The sequence below is a fragment of the Bifidobacterium reuteri DSM 23975 genome (assembly GCF_000741695.1).
GTDB lineage: Bacteria > Actinomycetota > Actinomycetes > Actinomycetales > Bifidobacteriaceae > Bifidobacterium > Bifidobacterium reuteri.
In genome coordinates this window covers 114,360-128,270 of sequence record NZ_JGZK01000003.1, presented here as the reverse complement: position 1 = coordinate 128,270, position 13,911 = coordinate 114,360, and the positions used below count along the sequence as shown (strand labels likewise).

The window sequence follows — 13,911 nt, the reverse complement described above, 5'->3', positions numbered from 1 at the left end:
TGATGAAGACAGGCAAACTGGTTTTTCTCGATATCGACGGCACATTGGCGGATGAGAACCATGTGGTGCCCGACTCGGCGCGTGAGGCGTGTGCCGAAGCCCAGCGAAACGGGCATAAGCTGTTCATCTGCACCGGGCGGTCCATGCCGAAAATCGAACGCAGCATCCTCGACCTCGGTTTCGACGGCGTGGTCTCCGTGGCCGGCGCGCAGGCGAACGTGGGGGACCGGCTGCTGTTCCAGCATCTCGTGCCGGCAGCCGCTGTGGACGCCGCCATGGAATACTTCAGACTGCATCACATCGAAAGCTACCAGTGGCAGGGCGCGGACGGCATGTACATCTCCGAAGGCTATCGCCGTCACTTGGAGTCGAAAGGCAAGGCGTTCAACCGGGGCGAGTTCGCCCGGTTCTGGCATCTCATCGACGAAGTGGAGGTGCCGTTCGGCTCGACGCTGGGCGAGACCATCAAAGTCAGCAAAGGCTCCTACTTCACCGGCCCGAATCCGGACGTGACGTTTGAACAGACCAAGCGTGACCTGTCCCCATGGTTCGAGACCGTGCACGGCTCGTACGACAAGATCTCGCCCAACAACGGCGAGTTGCTGATCAACGGCATCGACAAAGGTACCGCTCTGCGCGACGTGGCGGAGGCGCTCGGCTACGCGATCGCAGACACGATTGCCGTTGGCGACTCGGACAACGACACGGCCATGCTCAAGGCCGCCGGCACGTCCGTGGCCATGGGCAACGCCATCCACGGCATCGAGAAATTCTGCACCATCCAGACCACCGACATCCACGACAACGGCATCGCCAACGCGTTTCGGGTGCTTGGATTGGTTTGAGAACGATTGTCGGGAGTGGAGTCGTCGTGAGACTGGCGGGACGCGAGTATGGGCATGATTTACGCATCGTACGATGACCGGTTGAAGGTGGCAGTCGCACAGTTTACTGTTGCGCGGGAGCCGGAACGCAATCTGAAATTGATCGATGCGTTCGCGCGGGATGCGGCGCAGGACGCCGCGAAACTGCTGGTGCTGCCCGAGGGCCTTATCGCGCGTGACGGTGATGATGATGCGTTCGCCGCCGCCCATGCGCAGTCCATCGCCGGCCCGTTCGTCACGGGGTTGCGGCGGATCAGCGCCAATCGCCACATCACGTTGATGGGGACGGTCCACGTCGTGCCGGATGCGCGAAATATGCGAGGAGATGAGGATCGCCCCGACGATCATCGGGATAGTCAGCCGGACAATCGCGTTTCCAACGCCTTTCTGGTGGTTCGCGAAGGCGACATTATCGCGGACTACCGGAAACTCCACTTGTATGATGCGTTTGCCGCGAAGGAATCCGACGTGGTTAGTCCCGGTACACAATTGCCTCCCATCGTGGATATTGATGGGTGGAAGATCGGTGTGATGACCTGCTACGATGTGCGGTTCCCGGAGGTTGCTCGATCATTGGCAGTGCGTGGTGCCGATGCGATAGTGGTGAGCGCGGCGTGGGTACGGGGCGATTCCAAAGAACGGCACTGGCGACTGCTGACGGCGGCCCGAGCCGTGGAAAACACCTGTTATGTGCTGGCGTGCAGTGAGGTCAGCAAGCGCAACATCGGATGCAGTCGCATCATCGATCCCATGGGCGAGACCATGGCTGAAGCGGACGATACACAATCTGGCCTGATCAACGCTGTTTTGGACCGGAATCGACTTGAACGAGTACGCGAGATATTGCCGGTACTGAAGAATCGGCGGTTCGCCGACCCGAAGCTGAGATGAGGATGCTCATGAATGACAATAGAAGACACGCTATGGATGAGCGGTGGCTGAAGGCTCTGCGGGCCAAGAACATTTCGGTCAAAGGCGTGCATAGCGGGGAGAGCCATATTTTGGGCGAGCAGACAACAGTGGGCAAAGCAACTGTGCGTGGCGCTTCGCAACCATCAAAGCGCCACGCACAGCCATTCAAGGCCACGGGGCACAAGGGCGGCATCAGCCGACAGGGGGCTTGACGGCTCCGGCATGGAACATAGCATGTTTCTTAGGTACTGGTACTTCCGACGATGTGACCCATATTCGTCGGACGCCGGCCGGTCAGTGACGGGGCAGTCAGTGACGGGACAGTATCTTGCGCCAGAAGTTCGTTGATTAATTCACTACCCCTCAGTCCCGCTTCGCGGGCCAGCTCCCCTGACAAGGGGAGCCAGAATTATAAACAGCGAATTAATGACGCGGGATACTGGCGTCTGATTCCATTGCGAGCCGACCACACCGAACCGCTGCCTTAGTCCTCCTCGTGCCAGTGAGGGTCCTGGCCGAAGGTGTAGCCCTCCGGGTTATCCATGGCGGCGATGTCCCGCATATCTTGCTCATCGAGCGCGAAACCGGTCAGGTCGAGGTTGGCGCGCTGGCGCTCGCGGTGCATGGACTTCGGAATCGCCACGTCGCCCAGTTGCAGATGCCAGCGCAGGATGGCGGCCACGGGGGAGACGCCGTGCTTCTCGGCGATGCGCACGATGGTCGGGTCCTTGAGCATCTGGTTGGCGCGTCCGAGCGGGCTCCACGCCTCGGTGATGATGCCGTGCGCGTCATCATAGGCACGTTGCTCGTTCTGCTGGAAGAACGGATGCAGCTCCACTTGGTTCACGGCCGGCGTCACTCCGGTGGCGCGGATGAGCAGGTCGATGTGGCCGGGCAGGAAGTTGCTCACGCCGATATGCTTCACGATGCCCTGCTGTTGCGCGTCGACCAGCGCCTGCCACGCCTCCACGAACTGACCTTGCGAGGGGTTCGGCCAATGAATCAGATACAGGTCGATGTAGTCGAGACCCATGCGGGCCACCGACTCTTCGATGGTGGCGCGTGCCTGATCGTATTGGTGATGGCGGCCCGGCAGTTTCGAGGCCACGATGATGTCCTCGCGAGGCACCTCCGACTCGCGGATCGCCTTGCCGACCACGCCTTCGTTCTCGTAGTTGAATGCGGAATCAATGAGCCTGTAGCCCACTTCCAGCGCCGACTTGATGGCCTCGACGCCCGCGAAGCCGTTCACCTTGTATGTGCCGAATCCTATGGACGGCAGCTCCAGCCCGTCATGCGCCTTGCGCGTGGGGATTGCCGGCGGTTCCATCAGCGTCATCATCGCTCCTTTGCTGTTCTGCCCTATGCCATGAGGCCATTGGGCTCTTATTTCTTTCCATGCTTACTGTACCCTCTCGCTATAGGGTTTCGTCTCTCCGAAAGAGGTGACGGGCGTGTGAGTAAAACCACCGAGCCAGAGTTGAGTGCCGGCCGTGATCGAAGTGCTGAAAATGGATTATCTTGGGGGCTATCTCGCTTGAATGAGGTACTTACGGCAAAACCGGAAATGTACCTCACTCAAGCGAGATAGGCGTTCAGAGAACATCAATACGGTCAGAGGACGTTCAAAAACCCGCGGATGTCGCTGATTTCCTCATCGCAGATGGCATGCCCCATGCCGGGATATGTCCGAGAGGTCAGATGACCGGCATTCTCCAGCACGGCACGCGCATTGCGCTGATCGTCCGAGGGAATCGTATGATCGTTGGCCCCGTATGCAAGGAAGAATCGCGTTGACGATTCAAGTGTCGACCCCTCTTCGCCTTTGAACGACGGGCTGAGCAGAATGGCCGTGTTGAACAGTCGCGGATACGCCTTGACCAGTCGGTATGAGAGGTACCCGCCCTGCGAGAATCCCACAAGAATGATGCGCCGGTGCTGGAACAGGGGAGCGCTGAGCAGTTGCGTCACTGCCTCGCCTACGGCCGCGCATTCGCGCTGACGCTCCTCGACGCCGCAACCATCCGGATACCAGTAATTCCCGCCCATATAGGGTCTGGAGTAGGTGCCGCGGAACGAGAGATAACTCGGCTCGGTGCCAAGCGGCATAGAGACCGATTCTGGTGCCACTCCAGCTGTGAGCGGCTGCGACGCAATGGATGCGATTCCATGCGCTTCCGCACAGGAACGCGCGCCTTGCGCACCGTGTGCATCCTGTGCATCTTGTGCATCATGCGCATACACCGCATCGAGGATGCGGACCATTTCACTTTCGTCGTTCCCGTATCCGTGGAACATCACGAACAGCCGGTTGTCCTCCGCCGGGGAAGCCGCGAGATTGCTAGTGAACCGAAGACGCATTGTCTCACCTCATGTCATGGACGTATTACGGCCGCAGGGGTAAAGCTGGCGAGTCGGATGTGCCGGTTCACCAGCTTTGTGCGCCACAATTGCATTTTCAGTCTAGTCTTCCACGTCAGAAGTTCGTTGATTAACTGTCTCTCAGTCCCGCTTCGCGGGCCAGCTCGTTCTGACAAGGGGAGTCAGGATGCAATCAATGACTGTATGCCGCCGTGTACTGACGTCGATAGGCGGAATTGGTCGATGCTGAGATTCTGCGTGGTGCAAGCTCATGATTGGGCCGCGTGTATATCGCGTGTATATCGCTGCCCGGGGGTAGTCTGAAATATTCTTGCAACCGTAGTCCATAGTCCTCAAGGACCACAAGGAGATGCGATGGCGGGTTCATATGGTTCCGAAACTCTGCACAATGGACGCTACCGTCTGTCGTTCACGGTCGGCGGGCTTCTGGCCCCGCAGGGCCGGATCATCGCCTCGTTGTTTGTGAAGAACGGCTGTCCAGCGGAAGACGCGGTGTCAGGGGCGGATTCGTCACCCTTGGCCGGCGAAGTTGTCGGTGAAGGTGAACTGGGGGAGCGTATACTGCGGGTCCGCCGACAGGCCATCGATGACAATGTGCTGTCCATCCGAACGCAGTCGGCGAACGCCCGCGTAGTCAGTGAGGTGCTCAAACGTCTCAGTACGCTCACCGAGGAGGAAACACGTTTCCTGGCGGATGTCGATACCTCGGCCAATGACTGCCAGGCGCTGATGTGGGTGGCGATGTGCCGCTACTATGCGCTTATCGGGGAGTTCGCCACCGAAGTGGTCCGCGATCATTACCTTATGGGCCTGCCGACAGTGACCCGTGAGGACTACGACCGGTTCATCCAAGGCAAGGCCATGTGGCATGAGGAGCTTGAGGAGCTCAGCCCGGCCACGTCGAACAAGTTGCGCTCGAACGTGTTCAAGGCGATGTCGGAGGCTGGTTTGGTGGAAAGACGAAGTGACACGCTGCTGCCCTCACTGCTTGGAGGGTCGGTGGCCGGTATCCTTGAGGACAGGCCGGAATCGTTCCGGTTCTTCCCCATGAGCGAGGGCTGAGGGCAAGTAGGGTTGAAACCGTCAGGTGAATCGGGCGGATATGGCCGCGAGGGGCGCAACTGCCACGAGGGCCGTGCGCGCCGGGACAGTCGTAAAGGTCGTGAGAGGAGGCAGAGGCGTGATGGATTTCAATGATGTGCATGGTACGCGGAATGTGCATGATGTGCACAGCGCGTCTGGCTTGCACAGCACATCTGGCTCGCACAGTGCGGTAGGTTCGGTCCGGCAATCCCGCAGCATCGAACAGGATTTCGACAGACTGTTCCGGTACATGAGCTCCAAGCGGTTCCGCAACGGCGAGGACACCGGCGGTGAGCCGGCGAATTTCATCTACGCCTATCCGCCGGAAAGGGAGCTGGAGGTGAGGCGCCGCATTCCGATGCTGGTCAATCGCCTGCAGGGCATGGACCCCGTGGACGCCGATGATGTCGCGCCCGCCGTGCTGGTCATCGACCTGTACGAGATGGCCATAGGAATCATGAAGGACAATGACGTTTTCGACTCGGCCATCGAACAGGAGCCCGAGATGCACGGCGACGGTGACGGCCACGACACTGATGGCATCGATGCCGACATTAATGGTGCCGATGGAACAATCGACAAGTTGCCGCCGCTGCAGGAGGACGACTTCTATCAGGCGCTCGCAGGTATGCTCGGCCCTGACAACGACGACTTGAAAGAGGCATTGAGGAAGTGCTACCAGCAGGCCGCGGCGAGCAGCGAGGCCGATATGGTGTTCCTCACCGGCATGGGACAGGTATATCCGTACATCCGCACCCATGCGTTGCTCAACTGCATCCAGGACGTTGTTCCCTCCAATACCCCCGTGGTGGTGTTCTTCCCGGGAACCTACGAGAAGACGGCCACGACCGTGTCGGTCATGCGCCTGTTCGATCGGCTTGACGCAGACAATTACTATCGGGCATTCAGCCTCAACACCGCGATTATGGAAGGAGCCGGCGCATGAGCGAGGACATGAGCGAGAGCATGGACGTCATCATGGGTGATGGTGGAGTCGACGGAAGCGACGGCACTGCACACGCATGCGCGGGTGCAGTGCAGCTCAGGGACATCTTCGTCAAGAACATCGACGACAAGATCGACGGTGTGATTAAGGCCAGCGACGACAGCAACCTTGCCGACGAGGTGCGCGAATACGTGCTGACCAACGAGATCCAGACCAATCTCGAACTATTCCTCGACACGTACAACGACCCGTCCGCCGACTATACGAACGGTGTCTGGATCTCGGGCTTCTTCGGCTCCGGTAAATCCCACCTCTTGAAGATTCTCTCCCACATTCTGGGCGACATCCCGGCCGGCGCGCGCGCTGGGGTCACCGAGCCGCTGGACCGCACGCAGGTCATCGACATCATGAAGTCCAAGGCGCGGGATGCCGAGAACCACGAGCTCGAAGGCCTGTTGGACGCCAATCTGCGCATCCCCGCCACGTCCCTGCTGTTCAACATCGACAGCAAGGCGCAGAAGGGCAGCAAGACCGTGCTCATGGACGCCTTCATCCGTGTGTTCGACGAGGCGCGCGGCTACTACGGCGCCAACAAGTACGTGGCGAAGATGGAGCGCGACCTCGACGCCAACGGCTGCCTTGACGAGTTCATACGCCAGTTCGAACTGATCGCCGGCAAGCCATGGTCCAAGGGACGCGCTCAGGCAGCGTTCTCCGGCCCCAAGATCGACAGGGCGTTTTCCGCCGCGACCGGCGACGAGGTGCGCGACATCCTCAAGGACTATCAGAAACAGTACAACCCGACAATCGCCGATTTCGCCGATGATGTGAACGCCTGGCTGCAGCTTCAGCCCGCCAAACAGCGTCTGATCTTCCTCGTGGACGAGGTCGGCCAGTTCATCGGCGACGACGCCAATCTCATGCTCAACCTGCAGACCGTGACCGAAGAGCTGTTCTCCCGCACCAACGGTCGCGTGTGGGTGATCGTCACCTCCCAGGAGGACATCGACGCCGTCATAGGCGACCGCACGGTAAGGCAGGGGCTTGATTTCACGAAGATCAAAGGCCGGTTCGCAGTAAACCTGAAACTCTTCAGCGCCGATGCCATCGAGGTCATCCAGAAACGACTGCTCACCAAGAACGAACGGGGTGAGGCGTCGGTCGACGAACTGTGGCGCATGCATCGTGACGAGCTCGACGCCCTGTTCACCTTCCAAGGCGAAGGCGGCGCGCGCCAGTTCAAGAATCTCCGGTTCGGCACTCAGGAGGATTTCGCCGCCACCTATCCGTTCGTCAACTATGAGTTCGCCCTGTTCCAGGATGCGATGCGCGGCATGAGCGACGCCGGTTTCTTCGAGGGCCAGCATCGATCGGTTGGCGAACGTTCACTGTTGTCCACCATAAGCATCGCGCTGGTGGAGCACAAGAACGACGCTCTTGGCGCTCTGGTGCCGTTCAGCGCCCTGTATGACGGCATCGCCGGTACCATCCAGAGTTCGGTGAACCATCGCATCAACGAGGCCGAACGCGAACTCGACCCGCAGATCCGCGAGCTGGCGCTGCCTTTGCTCAAGGCGCTGCTGCTGGTCAAGCACGTCAAGGGGTTCAAGGCCAACGTGCGCAATCTGCGCATTCTCGTGCTCGCCGGGTTCGGCGAGAATCTGCCCGAGCTGGAACACCGTATCCAGGAGACGCTTGATGTTCTGGAACGACAGAACTATGTGCACCGTACAGGTGACGAGTACGAGTATCTGACCAACGACGAGCAGGCCGTCGAAAGCGAGATCAAGAACCTCGACATCGAGGATGGGCGCATTCGCGATCGGCTCGGCAGGATTCTCGGCGAGATCCTTGGCCAGCCATTGCGTGTGGAGTACGGCCAAGGCAGGCAGAAAGCTTATTTCCGCTATGGTCTGATGATTGACGGCATTGCGCAGGGGCACTCCTATCCGATTACACTGCATGTTGTCACCCCGCTGGACGACGCGTCCTTGGACGCCAAGATACTGCGTTCGTCCGGCGAGCGCGAGCAGGTGCGGGTGATTCTCGGCGACGATGGCAAGACTCTGCTGCGCGATCTGGCCATGGTCGAACGCACCGAGAAGTATCTGCGTCTCCATTCCAATGAGCAGGGGCCGCGCAAGCGCATCATCGACGACAAACGCGGCGACCTCGACATCATGCAGCGCGAGTTGCGCGCGGCGGTCGCCAAATCGGTGTGTTCCGCGGTCATCGCCTATAACGGCTCGCAGCTGGCAACGAAGGCCAGTCAGGATGCGGTCGTCATCATCACGGAGGCGATACAGACGCTGATCGGCCGCCTGTACACCAACTTCAGCATGGTGGAAGGGCTCACGTACACCGAGAAAGACCTGCCCGTGGTTCTCGCTGACGCATCTGATCCCACGCCTTCGCTGGACGGCACCAATGCGACGAGGACGCTTCTGGACCTGCCGGCGCAGGATATCTACGACTATGTGGCCGGCCAGATCAGGCGCAGTCTCATACCGACAGTGCGTGACGTGATCCAGCATTACGAGGATGTACCGTACGGTTGGCCGCTGCCTGATACGCTGGCATGCCTGTGCTACCTGTACGGCACCGAGCGCATCCGGCTCATGATCGACAGCAATCGGGTATCGCACACCGATGTGGTCAAGTATCTGACCAACCAGAAGAAGACCGAAAACGTGCGCGTGGTGATTCCGAAGCGCTACGACGCCTCCAAGCTCCGTGAGCTGCGCGATTTCGCCAACGAGTATCTGGGGCTGACCGCCGACAAGCTGCCCGGCGACTCCGAGGACATGGCCCGGGCCATCAGGGATGGGCTCGCGACCCAGGCGCAAAGCCTCGAGAATCTCAAGGCCGCCAACGGGCGGTTCGTGTTCGTCGGCCAGCTTGACAAGCCGTTGGAGCGGATGAAGGCCGTGGCTGCGATGGGCGAGGAGTGGATTCTGGGATTCTTCCCGAGCGGGGATGAAGGCAACAACACCGATCAGCTGCTCGACGACAAGGAGGAGGTGATCGATCCGATTCGCAAGGTGCTCAACGGCGCGCAGCGCGACGTGCTCGCCGACGGGCTGGAGTGGATCAAGACCAACGACTCCAACTTCTCGCTTGCCGCCCCCGACCTGCAGCGGGAACGCGACGGGGTACGCGCCATCGCGGACGATCCGCTCCTGTTCCGCGGCAACAAGGTCAATCTGTTCAAGACCCGTCTGGCCGAGTTGCAGCGGCATCTTGGCGAACTGGTGGGCGAGGAGCGCGAACGTGCCCGTGGCGTAGTCTCCGACGTGCGTGAATCCATCACAGGCATCGACTCCTACCGCAACGCCAGTGAGGATGCCCAGCGGAGCGCCCTGCGCTCGCTTCAGGATGCGGAGGCCAGAATCAGCGGAGCGAAGTACATCGCCGACATCCGCCAGACCGCCGACACCGTGCGCGGCAGCCTGTATCTGACGCTGGTCAACCAGCTGGATGCCGCGAAGGCCCGACCCGAGCAGCCGGTTCGGCCGGAAGAGACCGAACCGAGCGTGACGATTACGTCGACGCCGGGCGGCTCTCATGGGACGGAGTCGGACGATACGGATGATGCGCCTGCCACGCCGGCCCCCAAACACATGCCGAAGCCCGTTCCGGCAGCCGCTGAGCCTGCCGCTCGCACGATTCGCGTCAGGCCGCCCCATCCCAAGCCGATGCTGCGCACGGAGGACGACGTGGACGAATTCCTCGACGCCTACCGCCGTGAGCTCATCGCCGCCATCCAAGAAGGAAAACGCATTTTACTTTGAGCCGGTTTTCGCGCGGATTTAAAATACATTTTAAATCTGCTGATATACTGGCAATATTGCAAATCTGTTTTATTCTTCTGAAAGGGCGCGCCGATGATCGACAGGCCGCAGTATCTGCGCAAACTTGACGCGTGGAAAGACCGTGACGTGGTCAAGGTGATCACCGGCGTACGTCGATGTGGCAAATCCACGCTGATGACGCTCTGGAAGCAGCGGCTGATCGCACGGTATGGCATTGCCCCCGAAGCCGTCATCCACATCAACCTTGAGCTACTGGAGAACGAGCAATTCCTCGAATATCACAAGCTTCACGAGGAAATTCTTCGCCGATGCGCGCTCGCGGACACGGCAACAGATGGTCGCCGCTATGTGCTGATCGATGAGATCCAGAACGTGCCAGACTTTCAGAAGGCTCTCGATAGTTTGCAGGCCAGGGGCGATCTTGACCTGTATATCACCGGCTCGAATGCCATGTTGCTTTCTGGCACGCTGGCGACCCTGATATCCGGTCGGTATGTGGAGATCTCCATGACGCCGCTCTCCTTCGCGGAGTATTGGAGCGCTCGTTCCAATGAGGGATTGACCTTGCAGCGTGCATGGTCGGAGTATCTGCACGACGGCGCGCTTCCTGCAACGGTGGGATTTCCCGGCGATGAGACCATGTTGCACGATTACCTTGACGGCATTCTCAGCACGGTTCTGTTCAAGGATGTGGCGGCGCGTCTTGGCATATCCAACATCGCCGCGCTGGAGACGGTGACCCGATACCTGTTCGACAACATCGGTAACCTCGTCAACCCCAAGTCCATCGCGGATGCCATGACCTCAATGGGTACGAAGATATCGCCGCCCACAGTATCCAATTATGTGGAAGGTCTTGCGGCTGCGTTCATCTTCTACCCGGTGCAGCGATTCGACATCAAAGGCAAGCGTGCGCTACGTCAGGAGCGCAAGTATTACGCCGTGGACCTCGGCATCCGCCGCATCCTATGCTCCAACAACGTACGCGACACGGGGCGTCTCTTGGAGAACGTGGTGTTTTTGGAGCTTATGCGCCGAGAAGGCGACGTATACGTCGGACAAGGCTCGGGCGGTGAGATCGACTTCATCACCAATGGTGCCAGCGGACGCCGATATTACCAAGTGAGTGAATCTGTTCGCGATCCGAATACGTTGGAACGTGAATTGTCGTCATTGCGTGCGGTCAGGGACAATTATCCGAAGATCTTGATCACGCTTGATGACGAACGCCCGACCTCGCACGAGGGCATCGAACAAGTGTATGCATTGGATTGGCTTCTCAACGAGGAGAATATATGACCGATACAATGACGAGCGATAATTACGACGAGACCGCAGATATCGTATTCGGTGGTGACATTTCGCTGGACATCGGCGCGGCGAACTATGACGCCGCCATGCGCGAGAAGGATCCCGGTGAGAGGGCCCGTTTGTTCCAACAGGCGGCACGATGGTATGAGCGTAGCGCGAACATAGGCAATGCGCAGGCGGCCACGAACCTCGGTTACGTGTATTTGTACGGCCGTATCGGCTCAGTGGATGACGCGCAGGCTTTCCACTGGTTTACTCTCGGTGCTGAGATGGATAATCCGGAAAGCTGCTACAAGCTCGGCGATCTGTATCGGTCCGGACGCGGATGCGCACGCGACCCCAAAAAGGCCGTCGAACTGTATTGCAGGGCGGGGTATTTCGCGGGCAACGAATGCGATCCCGATAATCCACAGGGCGCCGCCGTGCTGGCCAGCATTGAGCTGCGTCTTGCCGAATGCTGCGAGCGGGGCGAAGGAGATCACGAGAACAGGAAACTCGCCCACTGGTATTACCGTCATGCGGTCGCCCATTTCGAAGTCGCGCTGTCGGGCGGGCTTAATTGGTATGGCAAGGCGCTGCAAAGTGCCCGGGCGGGATACGCTCGTACGAATGATTGATTGATTGATGTGGGGCCGAAAAGATCCCCACATCAAAAATCCTCAAGCGAGGGGACGGACAATGCCGATGGCCATGCTATAGCTGTCCTCACCGCTTGGAATTGCTCGTCGTGGGTCCTCATCGCTGCACTTGCTCAAGTTCCGCAGGTGAGGGACGCCATACGATGAGCCGGTAGACCTCAGATCGGTCTTTCAGCATGGACTTGATTGCATCGTCAAGCGTTTCGCCGAGATGAAACTTTTTGCTCTCCTCTGGATGGGCGTAAGAAAGGTTATAAATACAAATATGTTGGCCGTGATTACATCGTTCTAGCTGACATGATTGCTGGGTACTTGCGCATAATTGACCGCCATTCAAGTGAGTTTGTCAAACTTGATGGAACTCCTGGAACAGATCCGGAAACTCATTTCAAGATTCTCAAGCGAAAGGACATGTAGTTATGATGTTCGCTTTGTTCCATAACTTCAACGATGTTGAATTTTGGCATAGAATACCGCAGCGGATGGGAAGACCGGCTTCGCAGGTCGAGATTTTTCGTATGACAGCAGATTCTGATCGATATTTGCTTGATGAGGATTTTGTCGATCCCGTCAATACGTTATGTGCCTCGTTGATTGGTCCTTATGATGTGGATTTTCTCGACGCGCGCCAGTGTCGTCTACTAGCTGGGTGGCTTGAGGCTCGTCTTGAGCAGCCGATTACGCCTCGATTGGCTGAGATTTACCGCAAGTTGGATGATTTCGCCCGTCGCGCGGTCGACTACAACACTGGTGTGGTTATCGAACTGTAGAGAAGGGGCAAAATGAAAAAACATATCAACTAATTGGCGTGTTTTGGGATCATCGGCCGGAATCTACTGTTTCTCTTGAACCGAAAGCCTATGATTCGTTCTACCTGGAAGCGGGTCATCCGGATTGCCTTTTCGATGGTAATGGAAAGCATCGGTACGTCACGCTCACTGAGCTTCTGTCGTTGAATTCACAGAAGGATGCTGACGTGCTTGTCGCTCGCTTGGCGGGTAGTGCCGATATCGCTGTGATTTGTGATTTTGTGGTGCAATCTCGTGGCAGTGTAGTGCAGATGTTTCTTCGACATCGTGTATTGCAAGCGGTGCGCTTGCTGGAAGACATGATGCCCGAGTCTTCGGTGACGTTGATGAACCCGCCGGAACTGGGGATGGCTGCATGATCAGTGCTTTGACGGATATATTGGCTTTGATTGATGAGTATTCTCGATATCTTGAGGAACACGGCGTTCGCTGTGATGATCAAGGATTTCCATTGATGCAGCCTGAATGGTATTTGAATGAGTGGCCGGATTTGGTGGTGACGTACCGGGAACGAGGGTCCCAACTCGTTTCCGATCCGGCTCATACCGTACTCTGTTTTTACTGTTCGGATGACCGTATCTATCCACGTCTAGAGCAAGTATTGGAAGAACTGGACGAGTATAGGCCGTTTATGGGCGTGATTGGATCGGATGTAACCGTCACTGCGGATATGGATATCGAATGGCAGCGGTTGATTATCCTGCTCAATCAGTTGTTCGATGCGGTGCTTGCGGTTAATGGGATCAAACTTGTCCAGAATCTGCGCATAGGGCTGCCGTCAACGTTGGTGTGTCTGCTCAATGTGACGGAGGGTGTCATGGCGGCTTCCGGAACGCTCGGATGCGAGCCGACCGCAGAGGGTGATTTCTCTTATGCGGTCAAAGTTCATACGCTCATGCCATCCAAGGTCATACTGTATGGACGAAGAGACCCTGTTATGGAGAGTCAGTTGGATGCTGCCCGCATTCCCTATAGGCATTATGACGATGTTCATACGCTGTACAGGCGGAGACTTACCTGACTTTGCTATCGCATGATGCTGCCGACCGTATGTGATTGCCGCGATATTGAGTGGCCGCCGCTATGATGGTGCTTTGTATGTGCAGTCTGTAGGGCCGTGCATCGGTTCGCGAT

12 protein-coding genes are annotated in these 13,911 nt (G+C 58.2%); 10 read left to right on the top strand and 2 right to left on the bottom strand.

Features of this window, described 5'->3' with window-relative positions; translation table 11 throughout:
- Window positions 1–2: 2 nt before the first annotated feature.
- Together BREU_RS03270 and BREU_RS03265 are read left to right on the top strand one after the other, a co-directional pair.
- Window positions 3–845: a Cof-type HAD-IIB family hydrolase gene (locus BREU_RS03270; RefSeq protein WP_044088302.1), complete on the top strand. Its 843-nt coding sequence runs from the start codon at window positions 3–5 to the stop codon at window positions 843–845.
- 48 nt (window positions 846–893) lie between these two features.
- A complete protein-coding gene (locus BREU_RS03265; protein WP_223847958.1) occupies window positions 894–1,775 on the top strand; it encodes a nitrilase-related carbon-nitrogen hydrolase in 882 nt (293 codons plus the stop codon).
- A gap of 505 nt (window positions 1,776–2,280) precedes the next feature.
- On the opposite strand, the gene BREU_RS03255 is transcribed toward BREU_RS03265, so the two are convergent.
- The gene (locus tag BREU_RS03255) at window positions 2,281–3,129 is read right to left on the bottom strand and encodes an aldo/keto reductase (protein ID WP_140463130.1); all 849 of its coding nucleotides are present in this window, start codon (window positions 3,127–3,129) and stop codon (window positions 2,281–2,283) included.
- 281 nt (window positions 3,130–3,410) lie between these two features.
- Complete coding sequence (locus BREU_RS03250) at window positions 3,411–4,157, bottom strand: alpha/beta hydrolase (RefSeq protein WP_044088301.1); 747 nt, start codon at window positions 4,155–4,157, stop codon at window positions 3,411–3,413.
- 375 nt (window positions 4,158–4,532) lie between these two features.
- On the opposite strand from BREU_RS03250, the gene BREU_RS03245 reads away from it, so the two are divergent.
- From BREU_RS03245 to BREU_RS03210, 8 genes are all read left to right on the top strand, one after another.
- On the top strand, window positions 4,533–5,240 hold the full coding sequence (locus BREU_RS03245; RefSeq protein ID WP_044088300.1) for a DUF1819 family protein: 708 nt from the start codon (window positions 4,533–4,535) through the stop codon (window positions 5,238–5,240).
- Between the two features lie 121 nt (window positions 5,241–5,361).
- Window positions 5,362–6,207, top strand: a complete 846-nt coding sequence (locus BREU_RS03240; protein ID WP_044088298.1) for a DUF1788 domain-containing protein — start codon at window positions 5,362–5,364, stop codon at window positions 6,205–6,207.
- A complete protein-coding gene (gene brxC, locus BREU_RS03235; protein ID WP_052382006.1) occupies window positions 6,204–9,998 on the top strand; it encodes a BREX system P-loop protein BrxC in 3,795 nt (1,264 codons plus the stop codon). Before BREU_RS03240 ends, brxC begins: the two co-directional genes overlap by 4 nt.
- 93 nt (window positions 9,999–10,091) lie before the next feature.
- Window positions 10,092–11,318 carry an ATP-binding protein gene (locus tag BREU_RS03230; RefSeq protein WP_044088296.1) on the top strand — a complete coding sequence of 409 codons (1,227 nt, stop codon included), beginning with the start codon at window positions 10,092–10,094 and terminating at the stop codon, window positions 11,316–11,318.
- Complete coding sequence (locus BREU_RS11175; protein WP_052382005.1) at window positions 11,315–11,947, top strand: tetratricopeptide repeat protein; 633 nt, start codon at window positions 11,315–11,317, stop codon at window positions 11,945–11,947. The genes BREU_RS03230 and BREU_RS11175 overlap by 4 nt, the downstream gene beginning before the upstream one ends.
- A 440-nt stretch (window positions 11,948–12,387) precedes the next feature.
- Window positions 12,388–12,738: a hypothetical protein gene (locus BREU_RS03220; protein ID WP_052382004.1), complete on the top strand. Its 351-nt coding sequence runs from the start codon at window positions 12,388–12,390 to the stop codon at window positions 12,736–12,738.
- A gap of 38 nt (window positions 12,739–12,776) precedes the next feature.
- Window positions 12,777–13,136 carry a hypothetical protein gene (locus BREU_RS03215; protein ID WP_052382003.1) on the top strand — a complete coding sequence of 120 codons (360 nt, stop codon included), beginning with the start codon at window positions 12,777–12,779 and terminating at the stop codon, window positions 13,134–13,136.
- Window positions 13,133–13,798, top strand: a complete 666-nt coding sequence (locus BREU_RS03210; RefSeq protein WP_044088294.1) for a DUF4417 domain-containing protein — start codon at window positions 13,133–13,135, stop codon at window positions 13,796–13,798. The genes BREU_RS03215 and BREU_RS03210 overlap by 4 nt, the downstream gene beginning before the upstream one ends.
- The last annotated feature ends 113 nt before the right edge of the window (window positions 13,799–13,911 follow it).

Excerpts from the sequence above, each read along its gene's own strand:
- BREU_RS03270 (WP_044088302.1), top strand. The coding sequence starts at position 3 with ATGAAGACAGGCAAACTGGTTTTTCTCGATATCGACGGCACATTGGCG.
- BREU_RS03265 (WP_223847958.1), top strand. The coding sequence starts at position 894 with ATGGGCATGATTTACGCATCGTACGATGACCGGTTGAAGGTGGCAGTC.
- BREU_RS03250 (WP_044088301.1), bottom strand. The coding sequence starts at position 4,157 with ATGCGTCTTCGGTTCACTAGCAATCTCGCGGCTTCCCCGGCGGAGGAC.
- BREU_RS03245 (WP_044088300.1), top strand. The coding sequence starts at position 4,533 with ATGGCGGGTTCATATGGTTCCGAAACTCTGCACAATGGACGCTACCGT.
- BREU_RS03240 (WP_044088298.1), top strand. The coding sequence starts at position 5,362 with ATGGATTTCAATGATGTGCATGGTACGCGGAATGTGCATGATGTGCAC.
- brxC (WP_052382006.1), top strand. The coding sequence starts at position 6,204 with ATGAGCGAGGACATGAGCGAGAGCATGGACGTCATCATGGGTGATGGT.
- BREU_RS03230 (WP_044088296.1), top strand. The coding sequence starts at position 10,092 with ATGATCGACAGGCCGCAGTATCTGCGCAAACTTGACGCGTGGAAAGAC.
- BREU_RS11175 (WP_052382005.1), top strand. The coding sequence starts at position 11,315 with ATGACCGATACAATGACGAGCGATAATTACGACGAGACCGCAGATATC.
- BREU_RS03220 (WP_052382004.1), top strand. The coding sequence starts at position 12,388 with ATGATGTTCGCTTTGTTCCATAACTTCAACGATGTTGAATTTTGGCAT.
- BREU_RS03210 (WP_044088294.1), top strand. The coding sequence starts at position 13,133 with ATGATCAGTGCTTTGACGGATATATTGGCTTTGATTGATGAGTATTCT.